At 72.0% G+C, this 23,405-nt stretch carries 8 protein-coding genes and 1 pseudogene; 6 read left to right on the plus strand and 3 right to left on the minus strand.

Going from position 1 to position 23,405, the window contains the following annotated elements:
- The first annotated feature begins 47 nt into the window (after positions 1–47).
- The 6 genes and pseudogenes from ACUZ2Y_RS04490 to ACUZ2Y_RS04515 all read left to right on the plus strand — a co-directional run bounded on the left by ACUZ2Y_RS04490 (position 48) and on the right by ACUZ2Y_RS04515 (position 3,693).
- Complete coding sequence (locus ACUZ2Y_RS04490) at positions 48–776, plus strand: winged helix-turn-helix transcriptional regulator (protein WP_476327170.1); 729 nt, start codon at positions 48–50, stop codon at positions 774–776.
- A 298-nt stretch (positions 777–1,074) separates the two neighbouring features.
- Entirely contained in the window at positions 1,075–1,401 is a 327-nt protein-coding gene (locus ACUZ2Y_RS04495) for a hypothetical protein (RefSeq protein WP_476327172.1), read from the plus strand.
- Positions 1,398–1,613 carry a hypothetical protein gene (locus ACUZ2Y_RS04500; protein ID WP_476327174.1) on the plus strand — a complete coding sequence of 72 codons (216 nt, stop codon included), beginning with the start codon at positions 1,398–1,400 and terminating at the stop codon, positions 1,611–1,613. Before ACUZ2Y_RS04495 ends, ACUZ2Y_RS04500 begins: the two co-directional genes overlap by 4 nt.
- Before the next feature lie 519 nt (positions 1,614–2,132).
- A pseudogene (locus tag ACUZ2Y_RS04505) lies at positions 2,133–2,336 on the plus strand (IS630 family transposase); the annotation flags it as partial.
- Positions 2,337–2,338: 2 nt separating this feature from the next.
- A complete protein-coding gene (locus tag ACUZ2Y_RS04510) occupies positions 2,339–2,845 on the plus strand; it encodes a hypothetical protein (protein WP_476327176.1) in 507 nt (168 codons plus the stop codon).
- Between the two features lie 656 nt (positions 2,846–3,501).
- Positions 3,502–3,693, plus strand: coding sequence for a hypothetical protein (locus ACUZ2Y_RS04515; protein ID WP_476327178.1), 192 nt, complete (start codon positions 3,502–3,504; stop codon positions 3,691–3,693).
- Between the two features lie 38 nt (positions 3,694–3,731).
- Here the strand turns inward: ACUZ2Y_RS04515 and ACUZ2Y_RS04520 are convergent, their stop codons facing one another.
- The 3 genes from ACUZ2Y_RS04520 to ACUZ2Y_RS04530 are packed head-to-tail and all read right to left on the minus strand — an operon-like array spanning position 3,732 to position 23,376.
- Positions 3,732–4,781 carry a branched-chain amino acid aminotransferase gene (locus ACUZ2Y_RS04520; protein WP_476327180.1) on the minus strand — a complete coding sequence of 350 codons (1,050 nt, stop codon included), beginning with the start codon at positions 4,779–4,781 and terminating at the stop codon, positions 3,732–3,734.
- Positions 4,782–4,793: 12 nt separating this feature from the next.
- A complete protein-coding gene (locus ACUZ2Y_RS04525) occupies positions 4,794–5,180 on the minus strand; it encodes a nuclear transport factor 2 family protein (protein WP_476327182.1) in 387 nt (128 codons plus the stop codon).
- Positions 5,161–23,376 carry a non-ribosomal peptide synthase/polyketide synthase gene (locus tag ACUZ2Y_RS04530; protein WP_476327184.1) on the minus strand — a complete coding sequence of 6,072 codons (18,216 nt, stop codon included), beginning with the start codon at positions 23,374–23,376 and terminating at the stop codon, positions 5,161–5,163. Before ACUZ2Y_RS04530 ends, ACUZ2Y_RS04525 begins: the two co-directional genes overlap by 20 nt.
- Positions 23,377–23,405 lie beyond the last annotated feature (29 nt).

Here is a 23,405-nt window from a genome sequence, read left to right on the forward strand (position 1 = left end):
GGGACCACGCAGAAACAGCGATCTAGCCACAGACCCACCCCTCTTGATTGGTTGGTGTCCCGGAACACCGCTGGATATCTGTTGGCTATCTGCCCGGGGAGAAGTTGTCGCTCGCCGGCAACGCGCACGGCAAGCGGGCATGTTCGGCCTTCGTCCGCGCGGGCGATACGGCCCACGAAAGCCTTGCGTCGAGCGTTTCCGGTGCCCGCGCGGACAGCGCCGGATTCCGAGACCCTGCTCAGGTCGCGGCGTCCGCCGACGCCTCCGCCGCGATCGGCACGAGCACCGAATGGCCCTCGGCCAGGTTCCCTCTGTGTGGCAAGGTCATGGTCCGACTATCGGAGCGGAGCACGACCATGAGCAAGAACGCACCTGCAGGTAACCCCTCACGCCCGAACCCGCTGCCCGGTTGTCCAATGGCCGCGGCATTCGCCGCGATCGGCGGGAAGTGGAAGCTGACCCTGCTGTACTGGCTCGCCCATGGGGAGTCCCATTTCGCCGGCCTTCGCCGCCGGGGTGCACCGATCACGCCCAAGGTGTTGGCCGAACAGTTGCGCGAGCTGGAGGCCGACGGGCTCGTCGAACGCGTGGTGACCGGACCGGTTCCGGCGCGCGTCATCTACCGGCTCACTCCCTACGGGACCACTGTCCTGCCCGTCGTCGAAGGAGTGCGGGTATGGGGTGAGGCTCACCTTCAGCGCACCCACGGTGGCGCCGCGCCAGACGCGGCGATGGGCTGTGCCGGCACGATCGCGGAGGCCAAGCTCGTCGGGTGACGGGCGGACCGCTTACGAGTCCGTCTGATCGCCTCAGAGGCGCAAGTACGCGGCGTCGAGGACCTGCTGGGCGCGCTGCGCGGCCACGACCCCGGGCAGCGGCTACAAGCTTGTAAACTGACCAGACCCGATTCCGGGCGTCGGCGAATTGTCGGTAGCCAGTGGGAGCATCCGCGCCATGCCACAGTTTCGACCGCGCCGACCCCCGCCGCCGACATAGTGCGAGCGCGACGCCGGGACATGATCACCCAGGGGCTCGCGACAACGAGGGTGCGCCCGGGCGAACCCGGCGCTGGTCGTGATCGACGGAGAACTGCATGTGCGCGGCCATGACTCCGATGGCACCTACCAACATCAGCGCAAACTGGAGATCGTCGTACCGGCCCAGGTGGTCGCGACGATGCTCGCCGCCCATGCCGACGGAGACGTCGACCTGGCGATGTCCGCGTTCCAGCGCTTCGTGTCTGGCGCCGCCGCGTTCGACTTTGTCAGCTACGACGAAGGCCACGGCTGGCATTGGGCCAATCTGAACGACTTCCGGATGGTCCCCATACCGTCGAACACAGCCAGGACACACTTCACCGGCGCAGCGGCTACAAGCCGACACGACGTCGCTCAAGGATGAGCGGTATCGAGGACTCGTTCGTGGCGCTGGACGTCGAGTACGCCAGTCGCGACGGATGGCCGCTGAAACTCGGCTTGGTGGAGGTAAGCAGCGGCGACATCACCGCGCGGCACATGTTCTGGTTCCGCGTCGTCGGCCACCCATGGAGCTCGGTCAACGTCGGGCACAGATCCAAGTTCGACAAGCGAGGCCGACAACGTCCTCGCGACTAATTAGCCAATTCATACTGATGAGCTTCACAGGCGTGGATCGCGTGGTCGAATTGGTCAACGAGGGGCTGCGGCAAGGGGTAGACCGCACCAGCTGCATCCAGCAGAACATCATGATGCTCGCAGACGCCAGTTCGTCCGGTGATCACTCGACGTCGATCGACAGTCTCCGTGAGCGGTTGAAGGAGATCGGCTTCACGTCGAGTGCCGCGCCAACCGGGCCAAGGACCGGCGGTTCTTCGTTGATGCCCGGTACTGGGAAGTGGGTCGCACAGCTCGGGTCTTATGCGAAGTCGTCCGTTACCGAGGAAGAAGTCGCGCAGCGGCTGAAGGAGTTGAGCTCGGAGTTGGATGTCCAGGTCTACAGCGTGTCGAGCTCAGATTACGCGTCGCTCAGACCCGGCTATTGGTTCCTTTACTACTCCGGTGAGGAGTTTCGGGACGGGAACGAGGCCTTGGCATTCTGCGCGCGTCACGGAATCTCGGATGACAACCGATGTCTCGGGCGATACCTGAGCGCCAGCGGCGGCGATGGCGCCGCATCGGCATGGCACGTTCAAGCTGTCGCGGGATCCCGCGTTCGCCGAGAAGGTCGCCGACGTCGTCGGTCTGTATCTGGACCCACCCGGCGGCGCGGTGGTGCTCTCGGTGGACGAGAAGACCGGGATCCAGGCGCTGGACCGAACCCAACCGCTGCTGCCGACCTCATCGCCTGGGGCTACGACCCGGTGGCAGCAAGCGTCGGCCCGCTGGTGCTCGACGGCCTCATGCTGGTGTCGGGTTTCGCCCTGCTCGCCCCGCTCGCCCTGCTCGCCCCGCTCGCCCTGCTCGCCCTGCTCGCCCTGCTCGCCCTGCTCGCCCCGCTCGCCCCGCTCGCCCCGCTCGCCCCGCTCGCCCCGCTCGCCCCGCTCGCCCCGCTCGCCCTGCTCGCCCCGCTCGCCCTGCTCGCCCCGCTCGCCCTGCTCGCCCCGCTCGCCCTGCTCGCCCCGCTCGCCCTGCTCGCCCTGCTCGCCATCAGCAACACCAGCAACACCAGCGGCGCCATCGGCACCACCAGCGGCACCGGTCGCGAAAACCAGGCGCTCCACCAGCGCGCCCGTTGTAGTCGATATTCATCGGACAGACCGGTCGGGTGCTGGTGTCCACCACCTGGCATCAGGCCCGACCGGTCCTACCGCTCACCAAAGCAATGGCTAGGACGTGCAGCAAAGCCGACCCGGTACCGCTTCCCCTGACGTCCAGTTGATCAGTCCGCCACCACCAAAGCCGATCTCCTCTTGGCCTTACTTGGCAGTGGGCCCCAGGCCCCAGGCTCTCCAGGACGCACAACGTCGTTCATCGCAGCGAGCACGAACCCGGACTTTGCCGGGGTTCGAGGATGGACGCACCCCGCGTGCCCCGGCCGGTCCAAGAGCGACGAGGGAACTATGGATCACTACTCTGTTTACACTCCGTGACAGAGGCGGTGCCTAGGAGCGGCATAGCTTGCCGCTCAAGCTCGAATGATGACTCTGGGTGAGTTTTGCGGTTTAGTGGCCCACAGGTCCAGACAGTCTGGGGAGACACGGATCCGAACCTCCGGTTCGGGCCGACAACGTCAAGGACCGGGCAGTACCACGCCTGCAGGGGGCAGGCGGGACACGAGGGAATCATGCGCGGATCCATCGCTCGATACGTCACCTACAGCTCGCGACCAGCGCGCCCGACACGCGCCGCCGTCCGCGCCCGCTCGTAGCCGGCGCCGTCACAGCGAGCAGGTCGTCCTGTTCGCAATTCGGACCAGCATCTCTGGACCGGCAATCTAACGACCGGCTACGCGCGAACGGTACGAGCGACTCGCCCTGGGGGCCGTGAGCGTGCGATCCACAAAGGACCACGACGTTGAACATCGATGACGACTTGGCGGCAGCACGGCTCCTGCTGCACCGACGACGAGTTCGCGCTCGTGCCCGCTGCGGTGATCGGCGCGCTCGGCGGCGCGGGCGGCCTGTCCGTCCCGGTCGCGCTCGCCCTGCGGGACAAGGCCGTGCAGACGCCGGTTGACCTGCAGGGTGGTGCCGCGATCGGCGGCCATCCCGACTGAGCACAGCGTGCGGGCGCAGCCGCGGGGCGGCGCTCCGGTCAGCGGACCGGGTACATCCAGCCGTCGGAGTCAGGGGTGTTGCCGTGGTGAAGGTCGAGGAGCGCGCGCCGGAGGTGGGCGGTGACCGGGCCTGCGGTGCCGTCGCCGATGGTCCACTCGGTGGTGCCGTCGGCGACGGTGCCCACCGGGGTGACGACTGCGGCGGTGCCGCAGGCGAAGACCTCGGTGATGGTGCCGTCGGCGCACTGGGCTCGCCAGTCGTCGACGGTGATGCGGGTCGTGCCCGCGCGGAGGCCGAGACGGTCGGCGAGGGTGAGGAGGGTGTCGCGGGTGACCCCGGGGAGGAGGGTGCCCGTGAGTTCCGGGGTGACGACGTCAGCGTCGGCGCCGGTACCACGGACAAAGAACAGGTTCATGCCGCCGAGTTCCTCCACCCAACGACGCTCGGCCGCGTCGAGCCAGACGACCTGCTGGCAGCCGTTCTCCTGCGCTTGGCGCTGGGCCAGGAAGGTGCCCGCGTAGTTTGCGGCGCACTTGACGTCGCCAGTGCCGCCGGGGAAGGCGCGGGGGTGGTCGCGGCCGATCCAGACCCGGACGGGTTCGACGACCTCGCCGAAGAAACCGCCCGCGACGAAGGCCATCATCATGAACGTGTACTCGCGCGACGGGCGCAGCATGAGGTTGGCCTCGCTGGCGAACAACAGCGGGCGCAGGTAGAGGCTCATGGCCGGGTCGTCACCGATGTGGTGGCCGTCGGCCGCCACCACTTCCCGGACCGCGTGCAGGAACATCTCCTCATCGACCTCCGGCATCGCGAGCCTGGCCGCGGAGCGGCGGAAGCGGTGGGCGTTGTCGCGCGGGCGGAACACGGCCATCGAGCCGTCGGCCTGGCGGTGGGCCTTGAGACCCTCGAAGACGACCTGGCCGTAGTGCAGGCCGATCATGCCGGGGTGCATGGCGAAGTCGGTGAGCGGGCCGGTGCGCGCCGGGCCCCAGCCCTCGGTGTCGGTCCAGTGGGCGGTCACCAGGGTTTCGGTGAACAGAGCCCCGTGCTCGGCGGCGGGGGCGGTTATGTCGGTGATGGTCACGGCGGTGTCCTCTCAGGCCACGGGGGCGAAGAAGTAGGTGTCGCGGCGGGAGATCTCGCCCGCAGCGGTGAATTCGAAGAAGTCGGCGAAGCGCAGGTCGACCGGTGCGCCGTCGAACGTCTCGCCGACGAAGCCGCCGTGCACGGCGACGCGGTGGTCCTCGGTGATGACGACGTCGAGGCTGTGCCTGCAGGAGCGGATCGTGCGCAGGTCTAGGTAGAAGTGGGCGACGCGGTCGCGGCCCTCGAACGGTTCGTACCCCGATCTGAGGTAGACCCCGTCCGGGGCGAACAGGTCGACCGCCCCGTGCAGGTCGCCGTCGTCGACGAAGCCGAAGAAGCGGCGCACGGTCTCGGCGTGCGTGGCGCGGATCTCGTTGTCAGGCAGGGGTTTCTCCATTCGCTGCGGCCAACCCGGCGGCGAGGACGGGGCCGATGTGGGCGAGGGACTGCGGACTGGTCATCCGGCCGTGGGTGCTGGGCACCTGGCGCACCTCGAAGGCGCCGGTGAGGTGCGGGCCCCAGAGGCCGGGGGCGGCGGAGTCCTCGGCGGCGAAGAAGAGCACGTCGCCGTCGAAGACACCGGAGGTGGTGGACCTGGCCAGGTTGACGTGGTCGACGAACACGCCGAGCACGGCGTCGGCCGTCGCGCCTAGGCGGTCGGTGTCGAGCAGCCGCGCCAGGTCGTGCGGCCGCAACGGGCCGTCGGGGAAGGGGTGGCCGAGCGAGTCGAGGACGGCGGCCAGGGCCTGCTGGTCGTCGGTTCGCAACCTGGTCGGGTCGGGGGCGAACGGGTGGCCGTCGAGGATCGCCAGGAACTCGACTCGCTCCCCCTCGGCTTGCAGGCGGACGGCCATCGCGTGCGCCAGCGCACCGCCGAAGGACCAACCGAGCAGGTGGTACGGGCCGTGCGGCTGCACAGCGCGGATCTCGGCGAGGTAGTCGGTGACGACGGCGTCGACGTCGAATGCGCGGTGCGCCGGGTCGGCCACCCCGGGTGCCTGGAGGGCGTGGATCGGGCGGTCGGGCAGGTGGCGCAGCAGGCCTGCGTAAACCTGCCCGAACCCGGCGGCGGGGTGCACGCAGAACAGCGGTGGCCTGCTGCCCTCCACCCGCAGCGGCAGCAGCGTCGCGAGGTCGTCGGAGCGCTCGCCCAGTCGGTCCACCAGCCGGGCGACCGTTGGTGCCTCGAACAGCGCCCGGACCCCGATGGCGGTCGGGAACTCGCGGCCGATCCGTCCGATGAGGACGGAGGCGAGCAGGGAGTGCCCGCCCAGGGCGAAGAAGTCGTCGTCGATGGTGACCTCGGGAAGGCCGAGCACGTCGGCGAAGAGCGCGCACAGCCTCTCCTCGTCCGGAGTGCGCGGTGCCCGCCCGTGGCTGGTGAACTCCGGCGCGGGCAGGGCGCGGCGGTCGAGCTTGCCGTTGGCGGTCACCGGGAGCGCGTCGAGTACGACCACGGCGGCGGGCACCATGTGCGCGGGCAGGCTGTCCGCGACCTGGCGGCGGACCTCGTGCTGGTCGACCACACCCACGACGTAGGCCACCAGCCGGGTGTCGCCCGGCCGGTCCTCGCGGACCACGACGGCGGCCTGGGTGAGGCCGGGGCAGTCGAGCAGGGCCCGCTCGACCTCGCCGCGCTCCAATCGGAACCCGCGGACCTTGACCTGGTCGTCGGCCCGGCCGACGAACTCCAGCGTCCCGTCCGCCCGCCACCGCACGAGGTCGCCGGTGCGGTACATCCGCTCCCCCGGGGCGCCGTGCGGGTTGGGGACGAAGCACTGCGCGGTCAAGCCCGGCAGGTTGACGTAGCCGTTGGCCAGGCCGACGCCCGCGGCGTAGTACTCGCCGACCACGCCCGGCGGGACGAGCCGCAGCACGGCGTCGAGGACGTACCCGCGCTTGTTCGACACCGGGGCGCCGATGGGCACGGTGCCGATGGGGACGGTCCCCGTGCGGCGCGGTATCTCGTGGGCGGTGGTCAGCCCCATGCTCTCGGCCGGGCCGTAGCCGTTGAGGACCCGCAGCCGGGGGAACATGTCCATCGCCTTGGCCACGTGGGTCGGCGAGGCGGCCTCGCCCGCGGTGATGGCCCAGCGCAGGCCATCGAACACGGCCGGGATCTCGTCGGCCATGAAATTGAACAGGCTGGCCGACATCTGCAGCATCGTCACGCCGTGCTCGGCGACCAGGTCGGCGATGCCCGCGGGCTGCGGGTTCTGACCGGGTTGCAGCACGCACGTGCCGCCGAAGAGCAGCGAGCCGAACAGTTCCAGCGCGAACGCGTCCCACGACACCGGGGCGCACTGCAGGAAGACCTCGGTGTCCCCGAAGTCCACATAGGACTGCCCGGCGAAGGTGCCGACGAGCGCCCGGTGCGGCGCGGCGACGCCCTTCGGCCTGCCGCTGGACCCGGAGGTGAACATCACGCAGGCGACGTCGCGCGGGTCGGTGGGTGCGGCCGGGTCGTAGTCGGGCTCGGCGGCGATGACGGCGGAGTCGGTGTCGACCCGCACGGGCCGCACCCCCGGCGCGTCGACCGCGGCGAGCAGGGCGGCTCGGGTGATCACGACCGGGGACCCGGTGTCGGCCAGCGCGGTGCGCAGCCGCTTGGCCGGGAAGTCCGGGTCGAGCAAGGTGTAGCCCGCCCCCGCCTTGAGCACGGCCAGCAGGGCGACCACCATGTCCGGACCGCGTTCGAGGTGGACGCCGACGAGCACGCCGCGGCGCACACCGAGACCGAGCAGGTGGTGGGCGAGCCGGTTGGCCCGGCTGTCCAGCTCGGCGTAGGACATCAGCCGCCCCTGGCACACGACAGCCGTGTCGTCCGGGGTGCGCGCGGCCTGCTCGGCGAACAGGTCGTGCAGGCAGCGGTCGAGCGGGGCGTCGACGGCGGTGTCGTTCCACTCGACGAGCAGCCGGTGCCGTTCGGCTGCGGTCAACAGCTCGACCTCGCCGACCCGCAGGCCGGGGTCCCCGGCGACGGCGGCGAGCATCCGCACGAGCCGCTGCCCGATCACCTCGACGGTGTCGCGGTCGAACAGGTCGCAGGCGTACTCGATGGCGCCGTCGATGCCGACAGGGGCGCCCGCCTCGTCGTGGTTCTCCGCCAGGGCGAAGGTCAGGTCGAACTTGGCCGACCCGGTGCCCACCGGCTCGACGCGGACCGACACGCCAGGCAGCACGAGTTCGCCGCCGGTGTTGTTCTGCAGCGCGAGGCTCACCTGGAACAGCGGGTGCCTGGTCAGCGACCGCGCGGGCCGCAGCAGGTCGACCAGCCGGTCGAATGGCACGTCCTGGTTGGCGTAGGCGGTCAGGTCGGTTTCGCGCACCCTGGCCAGCAGCTCGCGGAAAGTGGGGTCGCCCGCGGTGTCGGTCCGCAGGACCAGGGTGTTGACGAAGAACCCGACCAGTTCCTCGAGTGCCTCGTCGGTGCGGCCCGCGACCGGGGTGCCGATCGGAATGTCGGTGCCCGCGCCGAGCCTGCTCAGCAACGCGGCCAGTGCCGCCTGCAACACCATGAACAGTGTGGTCTGGCTGTCGCGGGCCAGATCGGCGAGCCGGGTGTGCAACTCGGCATCGAGCCGCAGCGGCAGCACGGCGCCGCGGTGGTCGGCCACCGAACGCGGCCGGTCGGTCGGCAGGGTGAGCTCCTCCGGCAAGCCTGCGAGTGCGCCTGCCCAGTACTGCGACTGCCGGGCGAGGAGGCTGTCGGGGTCGTCCTCGGCGCCGAGGAGCTCGCCCTGCCAGAGGGCGTAGTCGGCGTACTGCACAGGCAGTGGGGCCCAGTCGGGCGCGTGGCCCGCGCACCGCGCAGTGTAGGCGGTGGACAGGTCGCGCAGGAGCGGTCCCATCGACCAGCCGTCGGCCGCGATATGGTGCAGGGTCAGCAGGAGCACGTGCTCGTCGCCGCCGAGACCGAGCAGGTCCGCGCGGACCGGTGGCTGGGTGGCCAGGTCGAACGGTGTGCTCGCGAGCCGCCGCAGTTCCCCGGCCAGGTCGGCTTCCTCGCAGAGGCCGACGGCGACCGCAACGCCCGCGAACGGGAGGACCACCTGGTGCGCCGTGCCGTCCGCGACCGGGAACACCGTGCGCAGCGACTCATGCCGCTCGACGAGGTCGTCGACGGCGGCGCTCAGCGCGGGCAGGTCCAGCGCGCCGGTGATACGCAGCGCGACGGGTGCGTTGTAGGTGGCGTTGGGGCCGTCGAGCTGGTCGATGAACCAGAGCCGCTGTTGCGCCGAGGACAGCGGGACCCGGTCGGGCCGGGGCCGCCGCGCGAGCGCGGGCCGCCGGGTGGCGGCGTCGTCGAGCCGGGCGGCCAGTTCGGCCACCGTGGGCGCCTGGAAGAGCGTGCGGATGACGAGTTCGACGCCCAGCACCGACCGGACGCGGCTGATGAGCCGGGCAGCGAGCAACGAGTGGCCGCCGAGGTCGAAGAAGCTGTCGTCGATGCCGACACCGGGCAGCCGCAGGAGCTCCGCGTAGAGGCCGCACAGGATCTCCTCGCGCGGGGTACGCGGGGCGCGGCTGTCGGCCGCAGCGGCGAAGTCAGGGACGGGCAGGGCGCGGCGGTCGAGCTTGCCGGTCGGGGTCAGCGGGAACGCGTCGACCACGACGAACGCCGAGGGCACCAGATGCTCGGGCAGCAGCGCGGCGACGTGGGCGCGCAGGTCGCCCGCGCTAAGCGCCACACCGGGCCGGGGCACCACGTAGGCCACCAGCCGCCGGTCGCCGGGGGCCGCCTCCCGCACCAGGACCGCGGTCCTGGCCACCGTGGGGTACCGACCGACGACCGCCTCGACTTCCCCCGGTTCCACCCGGAAGCCGCGGATCTTGACCTGGTCGTCGGCGCGGCCGAGGAACTCCAGCACCCCGCCGTCGCGCCACCGCACGAGGTCGCCGGTGCGGTACATCCGTTCCCCCGCAGCGCCGAACGGGTGCGCGACGAACCGCTGGGCAGTCGCCCCGCCCTGCCCGACGTACCCGTCGGCCAGGCCGACACCGGACATGTAGAGCTCGCCGACGACACCGGGCGGCACCGGCCGCAAACCTGCGTCGAGGACGTGCACGCGCTTGCCGCGGATCGGGGTGCCGACCGGGATCGACGGCCGGGCGAGGTCCGCAGAGGTGATGACGTGGCAGGTCGTGAAGATCATGCTTTCAGCGGGCGAGTAGCCGTTGACCAGGCGCAGGTGCGGGTACTCGCGCAGGGCGGCGGCGATGTGCGGGACCGACGCCGCCTCACCACCGGTCATGACCTGGCGCACCCCCGCGAACATGCCAGGGTACTCGTCGAGCAGGAAGTTGAGCAGGCTCGCCGAGACGTGCAGGGTGCTCACCCGGTGCCGGACGACGAGGTCGGCGACGACGGCGGGCTCGGGCTTGCCGCCCGGCTGCAGTACGCAGGTGCCGCCGAACAGCAGCGCTCCGAACAGCTCCAGCGCGAACGCGTCCCAGGACACCGGGGCGCATTGCAGCACCACCTCGTCCGGTCCGAAGTGGACGTAGTCCTGGCCGAGGAGGGTGCCAACCACCGCGCGGTGCGGGGCGGCGATGCCCTTAGGCGTGCCGGTCGACCCGGAGGTGAACATGACGCACGCCAAGTCCCCCGGCCGGGCGCGGCTCGGTGGGTTCGCCGGCCGGGCGCCGCCTGGGGAGCCGTCCGGGACGTCGGCGAAGCGGATCTCGGCGACCGGTGTTCCCGGCAGACCCGAGTCGGTGAGCACGAGGTCGGCGCGGGCGCCGACGAGCATGGCGACGAGCCGGTCGGCGGGGAAGTCGGGGTCGAGCATGGTGTAGCCGCCGCCGGCCTTGAGGACGCCGAGCACGGAGGCCACCAGGTCGGGGCCACGCTCCAGGTGGACGCCGACCAGCCGTCCGGTGCCGATGCCCGCGGCGATCAACGCGTGCGCGACCCGGTTGGCCCGGTCGTTGAGGTCGCCGTAGCTGACCGTTCGGCCGTCGAAGACCAGGGCCGCCGCGTCCGGGGTGCGCGCGGTGTGCGCCTCGAACAGCTCGTGTAGGCAGGCGTCCGCCGAGACCGCGGCGGGCTCGCCCGCCCACTCGCCCAGCATGGTCACGGCCTCGGCGGGGTCGAGCACGTCGACACCTCCGAGGCGCCGGTCGGGGTCGGCGGCCACCGTGGCCAGCAGCCGCAGCAGGCGCTCCCCCATCGACTCGGCGGTCGCGCGGTCGAACAGGTCGCAGGCATATTCGAGGTACCCGTCGATCCCGGCGGGCCTGCCGTCCACGCGGTTCTCCTCGAAGGCGAGCGCCAGATCGAACTTCGCGACGTCGGCGCCCACCGGTTCGATCTCGGCGCGCAGGCCGGCGAACTCGGCCTCGGCGCGGGTGTTGTTCTGCAGCACCATGTTCACCTGGAACAACGGGTGCCGGACGGCCGAGCGGGTCGGGTTGAGCGCCTCGACGAGGTGGTCGAAGGGGACGTCCTGGTTGGCGTAGGCGGTCAGGTCGGTTTCGCGCACCCTGGCCAGCAGCTCGCGGAAAGTGGGGTCGCCCGCGGTGTCGGTCCGCAGGACCAGGGTGTTGACGAAGAACCCGACCAGTTCGTCGAGTGCCTCGTCGGTGCGGCCCGCGACCGGGGTGCCGATCGGAATGTCGGTGCCCGCGCCGAGCCTGCTCAGCAACGCGGCCAGTGCCGCCTGCAACACCATGAACAGTGTGGTCTGGCTGTCGCGGGCCAGATCGGCGAGCCGGGTGTGCAACTCGGCATCGAGCCGCAGCGGCAGCACGGCGCCGCGGTGGCTGGGCACAGCGGGCCGCGGGTGGTCGGTGGGGAGGGTGAGCTCCTCCGGCAGGTCGGCCAGCGCGGCGGTCCAGTGTGCGAGCTGACGCGTCAGCAGGCTGTCCGGGTCGTCCTCGGCACCGAGGAGGTCCCGCTGCCAGAGGGTGTAGTCGGCGTACTGCACCGGCAGCGGAGCCCAATCCGGTGCGGCCCCCGCGGTGCGGGCGGCGTAGGCGGTGGACAGGTCATGCAGCAGCGGACCGAGCGACCACCCGTCGCTGACGACGTGGTGCGGCAACAGGAGCAGGACGTGGTCGTCGGTGTCCACGGCGAACACGGTGGCCGAGATCGGCGCGCGGTCGGTGCGTTCGAGGTCGTGAACCTGGGCCACGGCGTCGGCCAGCGCGTCCGGGAGGGTGACAGGCGAGCAGTCCACGATCGACAAGTCGACCACGGCGTCGGTGAGGATCCACTGGTACGGCACGCCGTCGTCCACGGGGAACACCGTGCGCAGCACCTCGTGCCGGTCGAGGAGGTCGGCGACCGCCGCGGCCAGCGCGGCCAGGTCCAGCCTGCCGCGCAGCCGCACGGCCAGTGGCGCGTTGTAGGTGGCGCTGGGCCCGTCGAGGCGGTCGAGGAACCACAGCCGCCGCTGGGCGTGGGCCAGCGGCAGCCGGTCCGGTCGAGTACGGGCGCGCAGCGCCGGTCGGGTGGCGTCGACCAGGTGCCCGCTCAGACCGGCCACGGTGGGAGCCTGAAACAGCGATCGGATCGGCAGCTCGGCGCCCAGGGTGGCGCGGACCCGGCTGATCAGGCGGGTGGCCAGCAGGGAATGCCCACCCATGGCGAAGAAGTCGTCGTCGATGCCGACGTGGTCGAGGTCGAGGATCTCGGCGAACAGCCCGCAGAGGATCTCCTCCCGGGGTGTGCGCGGACCCCGGCCGGTGGCGTCCGGGCCGATGTCGGGGACCGGCAGCGCACGCCGGTCGAGCTTGCCGTTGGCGGTCAGCGGGAGCGCGGGAAGGGTCACGATGGCGGCCGGAACCAGGTGCGCGGGCAGCCGGTCCTCGGCGTAGCGGCGCAGGTCGGCGGCCGGGTCGGTGCCGCGCACCGGGACCACGTAGGCGACCAGGCGCTTGTCGCCCGGCCGGTCCTCGCGGACCACTGCGGCGGCCTGGGCGACGGCGGGGTGGCGGGCAAGGACGGCCTCGACCTCTGCGGGCTCGACCCGGAAGCCGCGGATCTTGACCTGGTCGTCGACGCGGCCGAGGAACTCCAGTACGCCGTCGACTCGCCTGCGGGCGAGGTCGCCGGTGCGGTACATCCGCTCGCCCGGGTCGCCGTAGGGGTTCGCCACGAACCGCTCCGCGGTCAACGCGGCGCGGTTGATGTAGCCGTTGGCCAGCCCGACCCCGGCGACGTACAGCTCGCCCGCCACACCGGGCGGCACCAGCCGCAGCGCGGAGTCGAGCACGTAGGCCCGCTTGTTCGACACCGGCACGCCGATCGGGACGGTGGCCGACCCGACGGCGCCCTCGACGCGGTGCGCCGTGGTCAGCCCCATGCTCTCCGCCGGGCCGTAACCGTTCACCACGGCCAGGTGCGGCAGTTCGCGCACCGCTCTGTCGACATGTCTCACCGAAGCCGCCTCTCCCGCGGTGATCGCCCAGCGCAGGGTCGCGAAGGCGGCCGGATACTCCTCGAGCATCACGTTGAACAGACTTGCCGACATCTGGAGCATGGTGACCTCGTGCGCCACGGCCAGGGCGGCGATGGTGTCCGGCTCGGGGCGCGCGCCCTCGTGCAGCACGCAGGTCGCGCCCGCCAGCAGCGCGCCGAACAGCTCCAGCGCGAACGCGTCCCAGGACACCGGGGCGCACTGCAGGAAGACCTCGGTGTCCCCGAAGTCCACATAGGACTGACCGGTGAACGTGCCCACCAGCGCGCGGTGCGGGGCGACGATCCCCTTGGGCCTGCCGGTGGAGCCGGAGGTGAACATCACGCAGGCGGGCGAGTCCGGGCGCACCCTGATCCCGACCGGACCGCCGTCGCCACGCAGGTCGTCGACCAGCAGTACGTCGGCGGCGTCGGCGAGGCTGTTCTCAGCGGAGATGACCAGCGGGGCGTCGGTCTCGGCGAGCACCGCGCGCAGCCGCTCGGCCGGGAACGCCGTGTCGAGCACGGTGTACGCGCCGCCCGCCTTGAGGACGCCGAGCAGCGCGGCCACCAGGTCGGGACCGCGGTCGAGGTGGACGCCGACCACGACACCCGGCCGCACCCCCGCCGCGACGAGGTGCCGGGCGATCGCGTTGGCGCCGGCGTCGAGTTCGCTGTAGCCGATGCGGGCCTCGCCGAAGACCAGCGCGGTCGCGGTCGGGGTGGCCGCAGCCTGTCGTTCGAACAACTCCGGCAGCGAGGTATCCAGCGGGGCGTCGGTCGCGGTGTCGTTCCAGTCGACCGCGATCCGCCTGCGCTCGGCCGGGTCGAGCAGGTCGACCGCGCTGACCGGCCGGTCCGGCTCGTCGACGACGGCGGCGAGCAGCCGGGTGAGACCGGCGACCATCGTCTCGGCGGTGCTGTGGTCGAAGAGATCGGTGGCGTAGGTCAGGCCGCCGGTGAAGCCGATGTCGTCCTCGGTGAGGGTCAGCGTCAGGTCGAACTTGGCGATCGGCACGTCGACCGGTTCGGCCGTGCAGTCCATCCCGGGCAGTGCGAGGTCGCCGTCGGCGGCGTCGCCGAGGACGAGCATGGTCTGGAACAACGGGTGCCACGCTGTGGACCGGGCCGGGTTCACCGCCTCGACCACGCGGTCGAACGGCACGTCCTGGTTCGCGAACGCCGCCAGGTCGACCTCACGCACCCGGGCCAGCAGTTCGCGGAACGAGGGATTCCCGGAGACGTCCGTGCGCAGGACCAGGGTATTGACGAAGAAGCCCACCACCTCGTCCAACGCCTCATCCACCCGGCCCGCCACGGGCGTCCCGATCGGGATGTCGGTCCCGGCACCGAGGCGGGTCAGGAGCGCGGCGAGCGCGGCCTGCAGCACCATGAACGGGGTGACCCCGGCGGAGCGGGCCAGGGCGAGCAGCCTGGTGCGGGTCTCGGCGTCGATGGTCACCGGCACTGTGCCACCGTCGAACCCGGCGATCGGTGGGCGGCCGCGGTCGGTGGGCACGACCGGGGCGGCGGGCAGGCCGTCGAGCGCGTCAGTCCAGAATCGCAACTGGGCCGAGACGACGCTGTCCCGGTCGTCCTCCGCGCCGAGCAGCTGCTGCTGCCACGCGGCGTAGTCGGCGTACTGGACCGGCAGCGGCGTCCACTCTGGACTCTCCCCGGACCGCCGGGCGGTGTAGGCGGCGGCCAAGTCGCGGGTGAGCGGGCCGACCGACCAGCCGTCGCAGGCGATGTGGTGCAGCAGGAGCAGCAGCACCGATTGGCCGTCGCCGAGGTCGAACACGGTCGCGCGCAGTGGGATGTCCACCGCGAGGTCGAACCCGGCACCGATCGCGTGGCTGAGCGCGGCCGGGTAGTCGGCCGCCGAGCACTCGACCACCTCGACCACCGGCCGCGCACCGGGCAGCACAGTGGGCCGCGGCACGCCCGCGTCGGCGGTGAAGACCGTGCGCAGGATCTGGTGCCGGTCGGCCACGTCGGCGAGGGCGTGCACGAGCGCGGCGCGGTCGAGGTCACCGGAGACCCGGTAGGCGAGCGGCACGTTGTAGGCGGCGGCGTGGTCGACCTCGCGCAGGAACCACATGCGCTGCTGCGCGAAGGACGCCGCGGTGCTGTCGTCCGGGTCGCTCCGGGGGCGCAGCGGCGGCCGGGTCGGACCGGTCCGGTCGATGCCGCGCAGGAGCCCGGCGACGGTGGGGGTGGCGAACAGGGTGCGGATGTCGACCTCGGCGCCGAGCATGGTCCGCACCCTCGCGATGAGCCGGGCGGCGAGCAGCGAGTGGCCGCCGAGCACGAAGAAGTCGTCGTCGATGCCGACCTCGGGCAGGTCGAGCAGGTCAGCGAACAGTCCGCAGAGGATGTGTTCGCGGGCGGTCGTGGGCAGGCGGGTGGCGGGGGCGGCTCCCGGGGCGGGCAGGGCGGCGCGGTCGAGCTTGCCGTTGGGCGTGATCGGCAGCGCGTCGAGCGGCACGACCACGGTCGGCACGAGGTGCGCCGGGAGCAGGGCGGCGATGTCGTCGCGCAGGGCGGCGGGGGTCGGGGCGCCGTCCTGATCGAGGACGGCGTAGCCGACGAGCCGCTTGTCCCCCGGGCGGTCCTCCCGGACCACCACAGCGGCCTGGCGGACCCCCGGGAGCCCGGCGAGGGCAGCCTGCACCTCGGCGGGCTCGACCCGGAAGCCGCGGATCTTCACCTGGTCGTCCGCGCGACCGAGGAACTCCACGACACCGTCGGCACGCCATCGCACCAGGTCGCCGGTGCGGTACATCCGCGCCCCCGTCGTGGCGACGAAGGGATTCGCCACGAAGGAGAGGGCAGTCTGGCCGAACTGCCGCGCGTACCCGTCGGCGAGGCCGACACCGGCCATGTACAGCTCGCCCACCACCCCGACGGGGACGACCCGCAGTTGGTCGTCGAGGACGAACACCTGCTTGCCCCGGATCGGCCGGCCCACCGGGATGGACTTCCGCGCGATGTCGTCGAGTCGGATCTGGTGGCAGAGCGTGAAGATCGTGTTCTCCGCGGGCGAGTACCCGTTCAGGAGGACAAGATCGGGGCGCAGCTCCAACAACCGGTCGACGTGCACCAGCGACGCAGCCTCACCACCGGTCAGCACAGTCCGCAGGCCCGCGAACGTCTCCGGGTGTTCGTCGACCAGGAAGTTCAGCAGGCTCGCCGATACGTGCAACACCGAAACGCCGTGCTCGGCGACCAACTCCGCCACCACACCGGGAATAACTCGTGAACCCGGGTAGAGAACGCAGCTCCCGCCCACCAGCAACGCGCCGAACAACTCCAGCGCGAACGCGTCCCACGACACCGGGGCGCACTGCAACCACACCTCGTCCGCGCCACGGACGAAGAACTGGTCCACCAGCGTCCCGACAACCGCCCGGTGCGAGACCACGACACCCTTCGCCCGGCCGGAGGAGCCAGAGGTGAACAGCACACATGCCACAGCACCCGGGTCGACCGCGATGCCGAGATCGTCGGAACACTCGTCGGCGCGGTCGGTGGCGGGGATCGCGGGCACACCGGCGACCTCCGGGCTCGCGCTGATCACCAGCGGGGTGCCGGTCTCGGCGAGGACCGCACGCAGCCGGGCGACGGGGAACTCGGGATCGAGCATGGTGTAGCCGGCACCGGACTTGAGCACGGCGAGCACGGCGACGACCAAGTCGATGCCGCGGTCGAGGTGCACGCCCACGACGTCTCCCCGACCGACCCCGCGGCCCGCGAGCCGTCGGGCGAGCCGGTTGGCGCGGCGGTCGAGGTCGCCGTAGGACACCGACTCGCCACCTGAGACAAGTGCGGTCGCGGCGGGGTTCGCCGCGGCCACGTCGCGGACGACCTCGTGCAGGCAGCGGTCGGCGGTGGCGGGCCCGGTGTCGTTCCACCGGCGCACCAGGGTGTCGCGCTCGCCCGGCGCCATCAGGTCGACCTGGCCGACCGGGGCGTCCGCGGCGCAGGTCACGGCGTCGAGGACGGTGCTGAAGCGGTCGGCGAGCGCGGTGGCGGTGTCGCGGTCGAACAGGTGCGCGGAGTATTCGAGCACTCCGTCGATCCCGGCGGGCGCGCCGGCGTCGTCGAGGCGCTCGCGGACGTCCACGACGAGGTCGAATTTGGCGGTTCCGGTGCGCACCGGCTCCACCGGCGCGGACATCGCACCGAGGTGGAGTTCGTCCTCGACGGTGTTCTGCAGCACGAGCATGGTCTGGAACAGCGGGTGCAGGCCGGTCGACCGATCGGGGTGGACGGCCTCCACGACCCGGTCGAACGGCACGTCCTGGTTGGCGAACGCCGCCAAGTCGACCTCACGCACCCGGGCCAGCAGCTCTCGGAACGACGGGTCGCCCGACAAGTCCGTCCGCAGCACCAAGGTGTTGACGAAGAACCCCACCACCTCGTCCAACGCCTCGTCCACCCGACCTGCCACCGGCGTCCCGATCGGGATGTCGGTGCCACCGCCCAGCCGGGTGAGCAGGACCGCCAGTGCGGCGTGCAGGACCATGAAGACGGTGACGTGCTCGGCGCGCGCCAGCTCCCGCAGTCGCGCGTGGGTGTCCGCGCCCAGCCGCAGCGGCACGGTGTCGCCCACCGGGTCTTCGGCGGTGTCGCGCGCTCGGTCGGCGCCCAGCGCGGGCGCCTCGGGCAGGCAGGCGAGTGCCGACGCCCAGTACGCGAGCTGGGTGGCGGCCACGCTGTCCGAGTCGTCCTCGGCGCCGAGGAGGTCGCGCTGCCACGAGGAGTAGTCGCCGTAGGACACGGGAAGCGGCGCCCAGTGCGGCTCGGTCCCCGCGCACCGGGCGGCGTAGGCGGTGGAGAGGTCGCGCAGCAGTGGGCCGAGCGACCAGCCGTCGGAGGCGATGTGGTGCAGCACCAGGACCAGGACCCACTCGCCGGGGCCCGCGTCGAGCACCGAGACCCGAAGCGGCGGTTCGACGGCGATGTCGAACCGGTGCCGGGCGGCGGCGGCGACCGCGGCGGACACCTCGTCGGGCGCACAGGAGGCGGTTGTGATGTGCGGGCGCCCCGGCGGCAGGATGACCGAGCGGGGTTCGCCGTCGACCACCGGGAAGACGGTGCGCAGCGCGTCGTGCCTGCCGACGACGTCGGCGAGCGCGTCACCGAGCGCGTCGACGTCGAGGTCGCCGTGCAGCCACATGACCTGCGGTGCGTTGTAGGTGACACCGCCGTCGAGCTGGTCGAGGAACCACAGCCGCCGCTGGGCGAATGACAGTGGTGCCTCGCCCGCGCAGGGCCGCAGCGGGGGCCGGGCCGCGACGGCGGAGTCGAGGGCGGCGGTCAGGGCGCGCACGGTGGGCGCGGCGAACAGCGCCGCCAGGGCCAGCTCGACCCCCAGCGTCGTGCGGACGCGGCTGACCAGCCGGGTGGCGAGCAGCGAGTGCCCACCCATGGCGAAGAAGTCGTCGTCGACGGTCACCGCGGGCACGCCGAGCACTTCGGCGAACAGTCCGCAGAGGATCGTCTCGCGGGCGGTCCGCGGCGCGCGGCCCGCCGACTCGGCCGCCAGGTCCGGCGTGGGCAGCGCGGCTCGGTCGAGCTTCCCGTTGGGGGTCAGCGGGAGCGCGTCGAGCAGCATGAAAGACGACGGGACCTGGTGTTCGGGCAGCCGGTCGGCGGCGTACGAGCGCAGTTCGGCGGTCGTGACGCCGTCGGCGACGACGTAGGCCGCGAGCCGGGTCCCGGCGGTCGCGTCGGTGAACGCGAGGACGACGGCCTGGGCGACCGCGGGGTGCTCGGCGAGGACGGCGGTGATCTCCCCGGGCTCGACCCGGAAGCCGCGCACCTTGACCTGCTCGTCGGCGCGGCCCGCGTAGTCCAGCGCGCCGTCGCGGTGGCGCCGGGCGAGGTCGCCGGTGCGGTACATCCGGGTGCCGGGCGGGCCGAACGGGTCGGCGACGAACCGCTGAGCGGTCATCCCCGACAGGTCAAGGTAACCCTCCGCCAGACCCACACCGGACAGGTAGACCTCGCCCACCACACCGACGGGCACGGGCGCCAGCCGGGCGTCGAGCACGTGCGCGCGCTTGTTGGCGACCGGCAGCCCGACCGGCACCGTGGGGCCGTCCACAGAGATCACTTCATGGCAGGTGGTGAACCCGAGGCTCTCTACCGGCCCGTACCCGTTGGACACCCGCAGCCCGGGGAACTCGCGCAGCGCCTTCGCCACGTGGCCCGGTGAGGCGGGCTCGCCGCCGGTGAACACCCGCCGCAGCCCGCGCAGGGCTGCGGGGTGCTCATCCACCAGGTGGTCGAACAGGGTTGCCGAGGTCTGCAGCATCGTCACGCCGTGTCGGCCGACCAGCTCGGCGATGCGCTCCGGTTCCGGCCTGCTGCCGGGGTGCAGCACGCAGACACCGCCGAACAGCAGCGCGCCGAACAGCTCCAGCGCGAACGCGTCCCACGAGATGGGCGAGCACTGGAGGAACACCTCGTCCGGACCGAAGTCGGCGTAGGTCTGACCTGCGTAGGTACCGACGAGTGCCCGGTGCGCTGCGGCGACGCCCTTGGGTGTGCCGGTGGAGCCGGAGGTGAACATGACGCAGGCGAGGTCGCCCGCTTGCGCGCGGTCGGGGACCGGTCCGGCCAATGCGGCGGCGAGCTGGTCGTCGGGGTGCGCGGTCGGGCGGCCGAAGCCCTCCGCCGCGGTCACCACGAGCTGGGCCGACGCCGCCATGGCCGTCAGCCGGGCGGTGGGGAACGCCGGGTCGAGCAGCGTGTAGGCGCCGCCTGCCTTCAGCACCGCGAGCAGCGCGACGACGAGGTCGGGACCGCGGTCGAGGTGCACGCCGACGATGGCGCCGGACCGCACGCCGCGAGCCACGAGCACGTGGGCGAGGCGGTCGGCACGGGCGTCGAGTTCGCCGTAGGTCACCGTCGTGTCGGCCCAGACGAGTGCGGTCGCGGCGGGCGTTCGAGCAGCCTGCTCGGCGACGAGGCCGTGCAAGGTCACGTCCGGGATCGGCACCGCGGTGTCGTTCCAGCTGGTCAGCGCTGTGTGCTCAGCGGTGTCGAGCAGGTCTGTGCGGGTGATCGGGACGTCCGGGTCGGCGGTGAGGGCGCGCAGGACCCGCGTGGCGATCGACTCGGCGGTGTCGCGGTCGAACAGGTCGGTGGCGAACTCCAGGACGCCGGAGATGCCCGCGGGCTCACCGGACGGGGTGAACCGCTCGGCGACGTCGAGCATCAGGTCGAACTTCGTGTGCCGGGTGCGGACCTCGTGCACGGCGTCGGCCAGGCCGGGTACCGCGTCGGCGCCGTCGGTGTTCTGCACGACGAGCATGACCTGGAACAGCGGGTGCCGCGCGGTCGAGCGCGGCGGGTTGACCGCCTCGACGACCTGGTCGAAGGGCACTTCTTGGTGGGCGAACGCGTCGAGGTCGCCTGCGCGGACCCGGCTGATCAGCTCGCGCAGCGTCGGTTCGCCGGAGGTGTCGGTGCGCAGCACGACGGTGTTGACGAAGAACCCGACGAGGTCTTCCAGCGCGGCGTCGGTGCGGCAGGCGACCGCGGAGCCGATGGGGAGGTCAGTGCCCGTGCCGAGCCGGGTCAGCGCGGCGGCGAACCCTGCCCGCAGCGCCATGAACACGGTGGCACCGGCCGACCTGGCGAGCTGGACGAGCGCGGCGTGGCCCGACTGGTCCACCTCGAACGGCACGGTGTCGCCGCGGTGAGTGGGCGTGGTGGGCCGGGGGCGGTCGGTGGGCAGGGTGAGTTCGGTGGGCGCGTCGGCGAGCAGCCGGGTCCAGTGCCCGAGGCTGTCGCGGGCGGGACCGCTGTCGAGAAGTTCCTCCTGCCAGAGGGTGTAGTCGGCGTAGGTGACCGGCAGGGCGTCCCACTCGGGAGCGTGCCCGGCCGAGCGGGCGGCGTAGGCGAGCCCGAGGTCGCGCAACAGCGGGCGCATCGACCAGCCGTCGCCCGCGATGTGGTGCATGACGAGCACGAGGAGCGGGCGGTCGCCGCCAGTCAGCACGGTGACGCGCAGCGGCGACTCGGTGGCGAGGTCGAATACCCGCTCGGCCTCCGCGCGCACAGCAGCGGCCGAGTCCGAACCCGCGACGGCCGACCGCACGACCGGGCGGACCTCGGGGGAAATATGCTGGCGGGGCAGGCCGTCGACGGCGGGGAACACCGTGCGGAGCACGTCGTGCCGGTCGGCCAGGTCGGCCACCGCGGCGGAGAGCACGATCGGGTCGGGCTCGTGGTCGACGCGCAGCACACGGCAGAGGTTGTACTTCTCCGGTGCCTGCTCGAACCGATCGAGAAACCACAGCCTGCGCTGCGCGGCGGACAGTGGGAGCTCGGCGGGGTGAAGCCGGGGACGCAGCGCGGGGCGCGCCACCGGGGCGTCGGTGAGGGCCTCGGCCAGCCCGGCCGGAGTGGGCGCGGCGAACACGGCGCGGATGTCGAGTTCGGCACCCAAGTCGGCGCGGACCAGGGTGATCAGCCGGGCGGCGAGCAGGGAATGGCCGCCGAGGGAGAAGAAGTCGTCATCGATCCCGATCCTCGGCACGTCGAGCAGGTCGGCGAACAGCGCGCAAAGCCGGGCCTCTCGCGGGGTACGGGCCGCCCGGCCGCGCACCTCGACGCGGGGCGCCGGGAGGGCGGCGCGGTCGAGCTTGCCGTTCGGGGTGATCGGCAGTGCGTCGAGCACGACCACGACGGAGGGCACCAGGTGCTCGGGTAGGTGGGCGCGCAGGTGCGCCCGCAGCTCCGCCGACTCAGCTGTGCCGACGGCGTAGCCGACGAGCCGCTTGTCGCCCGGCCGATCCTCGCGGACGACCACCGCGGCCTGGCGTACTGCGGGGTGTCGGGCGAGGCAGGCCTGCACCTCGGCGGGCTCGACCCGGAAGCCACGGATCTTCACCTGGTCATCGGCCCGGCCCAGGAACTCCAGGACACCGTCCGCCCGCCAGCGCACCAGGTCGCCGGTGCGGTACATCCGCTCCCCCGGCGCGCCGAACGGGTTCGCCACGAACCGGGTCGCCGTCGCCGCGGTCTGGCCGAGGTAGCCGTCGGCGAGGCCGATGCCCGCCATGTACAGCTCGCCTGCGACGCCGACCGGGAGCCGGTTCATGGCGCCGTCGAGGACATGCACGCGCTTGTTGGCGATGGGACCGCCCACCGGGATCGAGCCGGAGGCGACGTCGGCCGGGGTGATCCGGTGGCACGCGGTGAAGATCGTGTTTTCAGCGGGCGAGTAACCGTTCACCAGGACCAGGTCGGGGCATAACTCCAGCAGTCGACCGACGTGCACGACCGACGCGGCCTCGCCACCGGTCAGCACCGACCGCAAACCCGTGAAGGCACTGGGGAATTCGTCGACCAGGAAGTTCAGCAGACTGGCCGACACGTGCAGTGTCGATACGCCGTGGTCCACGACCAACTCAGCCACTACGCCCGGAACCACCTGAGACCCCGGGTACAGCACACAGGTCCCGCCCACCAGCAGGCCACCGAACAACTCCAGCGCGAACGCGTCCCACGAGACGGGGGCGCACTGCAGCCACACTTCTTCCGTGCCGCCGAGGAAGAACTGGCCTACCAACGTGCCCACGACAGCCCGGTGCGAGACCACGACACCCTTCGCCCGGCCCGAAGAGCCCGAGGTGAACAGCACACACGCCACGGAACCCGGGTCGACCACAATCGGCGGGAGTGGCTCAGCGGTGGCGATCGCCGCCGCGTCGGTGTCCAGGCAGACGAACGCCGTGCCCAACGCGCACAGCCCCTCGGTATACGCCGACTCGGTGATCACCAGGGTCGAGCCCGCGTCGGCGAGCACCGACCGCAGCCGGGCGGGCGGGAACGTCGGGTCCAGCAGCGTGTACCCGGCGCCCGCCTTGAGCACGGCGAGGACGGTGACCACCAGGTCGACACTTCGTTCCAGGCAGACCCCGACGATCTCGCCGTCGCGCACCCCGCGCTCGCGCAACACCGCGGCCAGCCGGTCGGCCCTGGTGTCAAGGTCGCCGTAGTCGACCCGGTCGTCGCCGGCGATGAGGGCCACCGAGCGCGGCGCCTGGTGCGCCTGCTCGGTGACCAACTCGTGCAGGCACCGGTCCGACACCGCGGCGGCAGTCTCGTTCCACTGCCGGTCGATCACCACGGCCTCGTCGTGCTCGGTCAGCCGTTCGCGCGACTGGGTCACCCTCATCCACCTCATTGCTCGACAAGCTC

It is taken from the genome of Actinokineospora sp. UV203 (genome assembly GCF_056323665.1).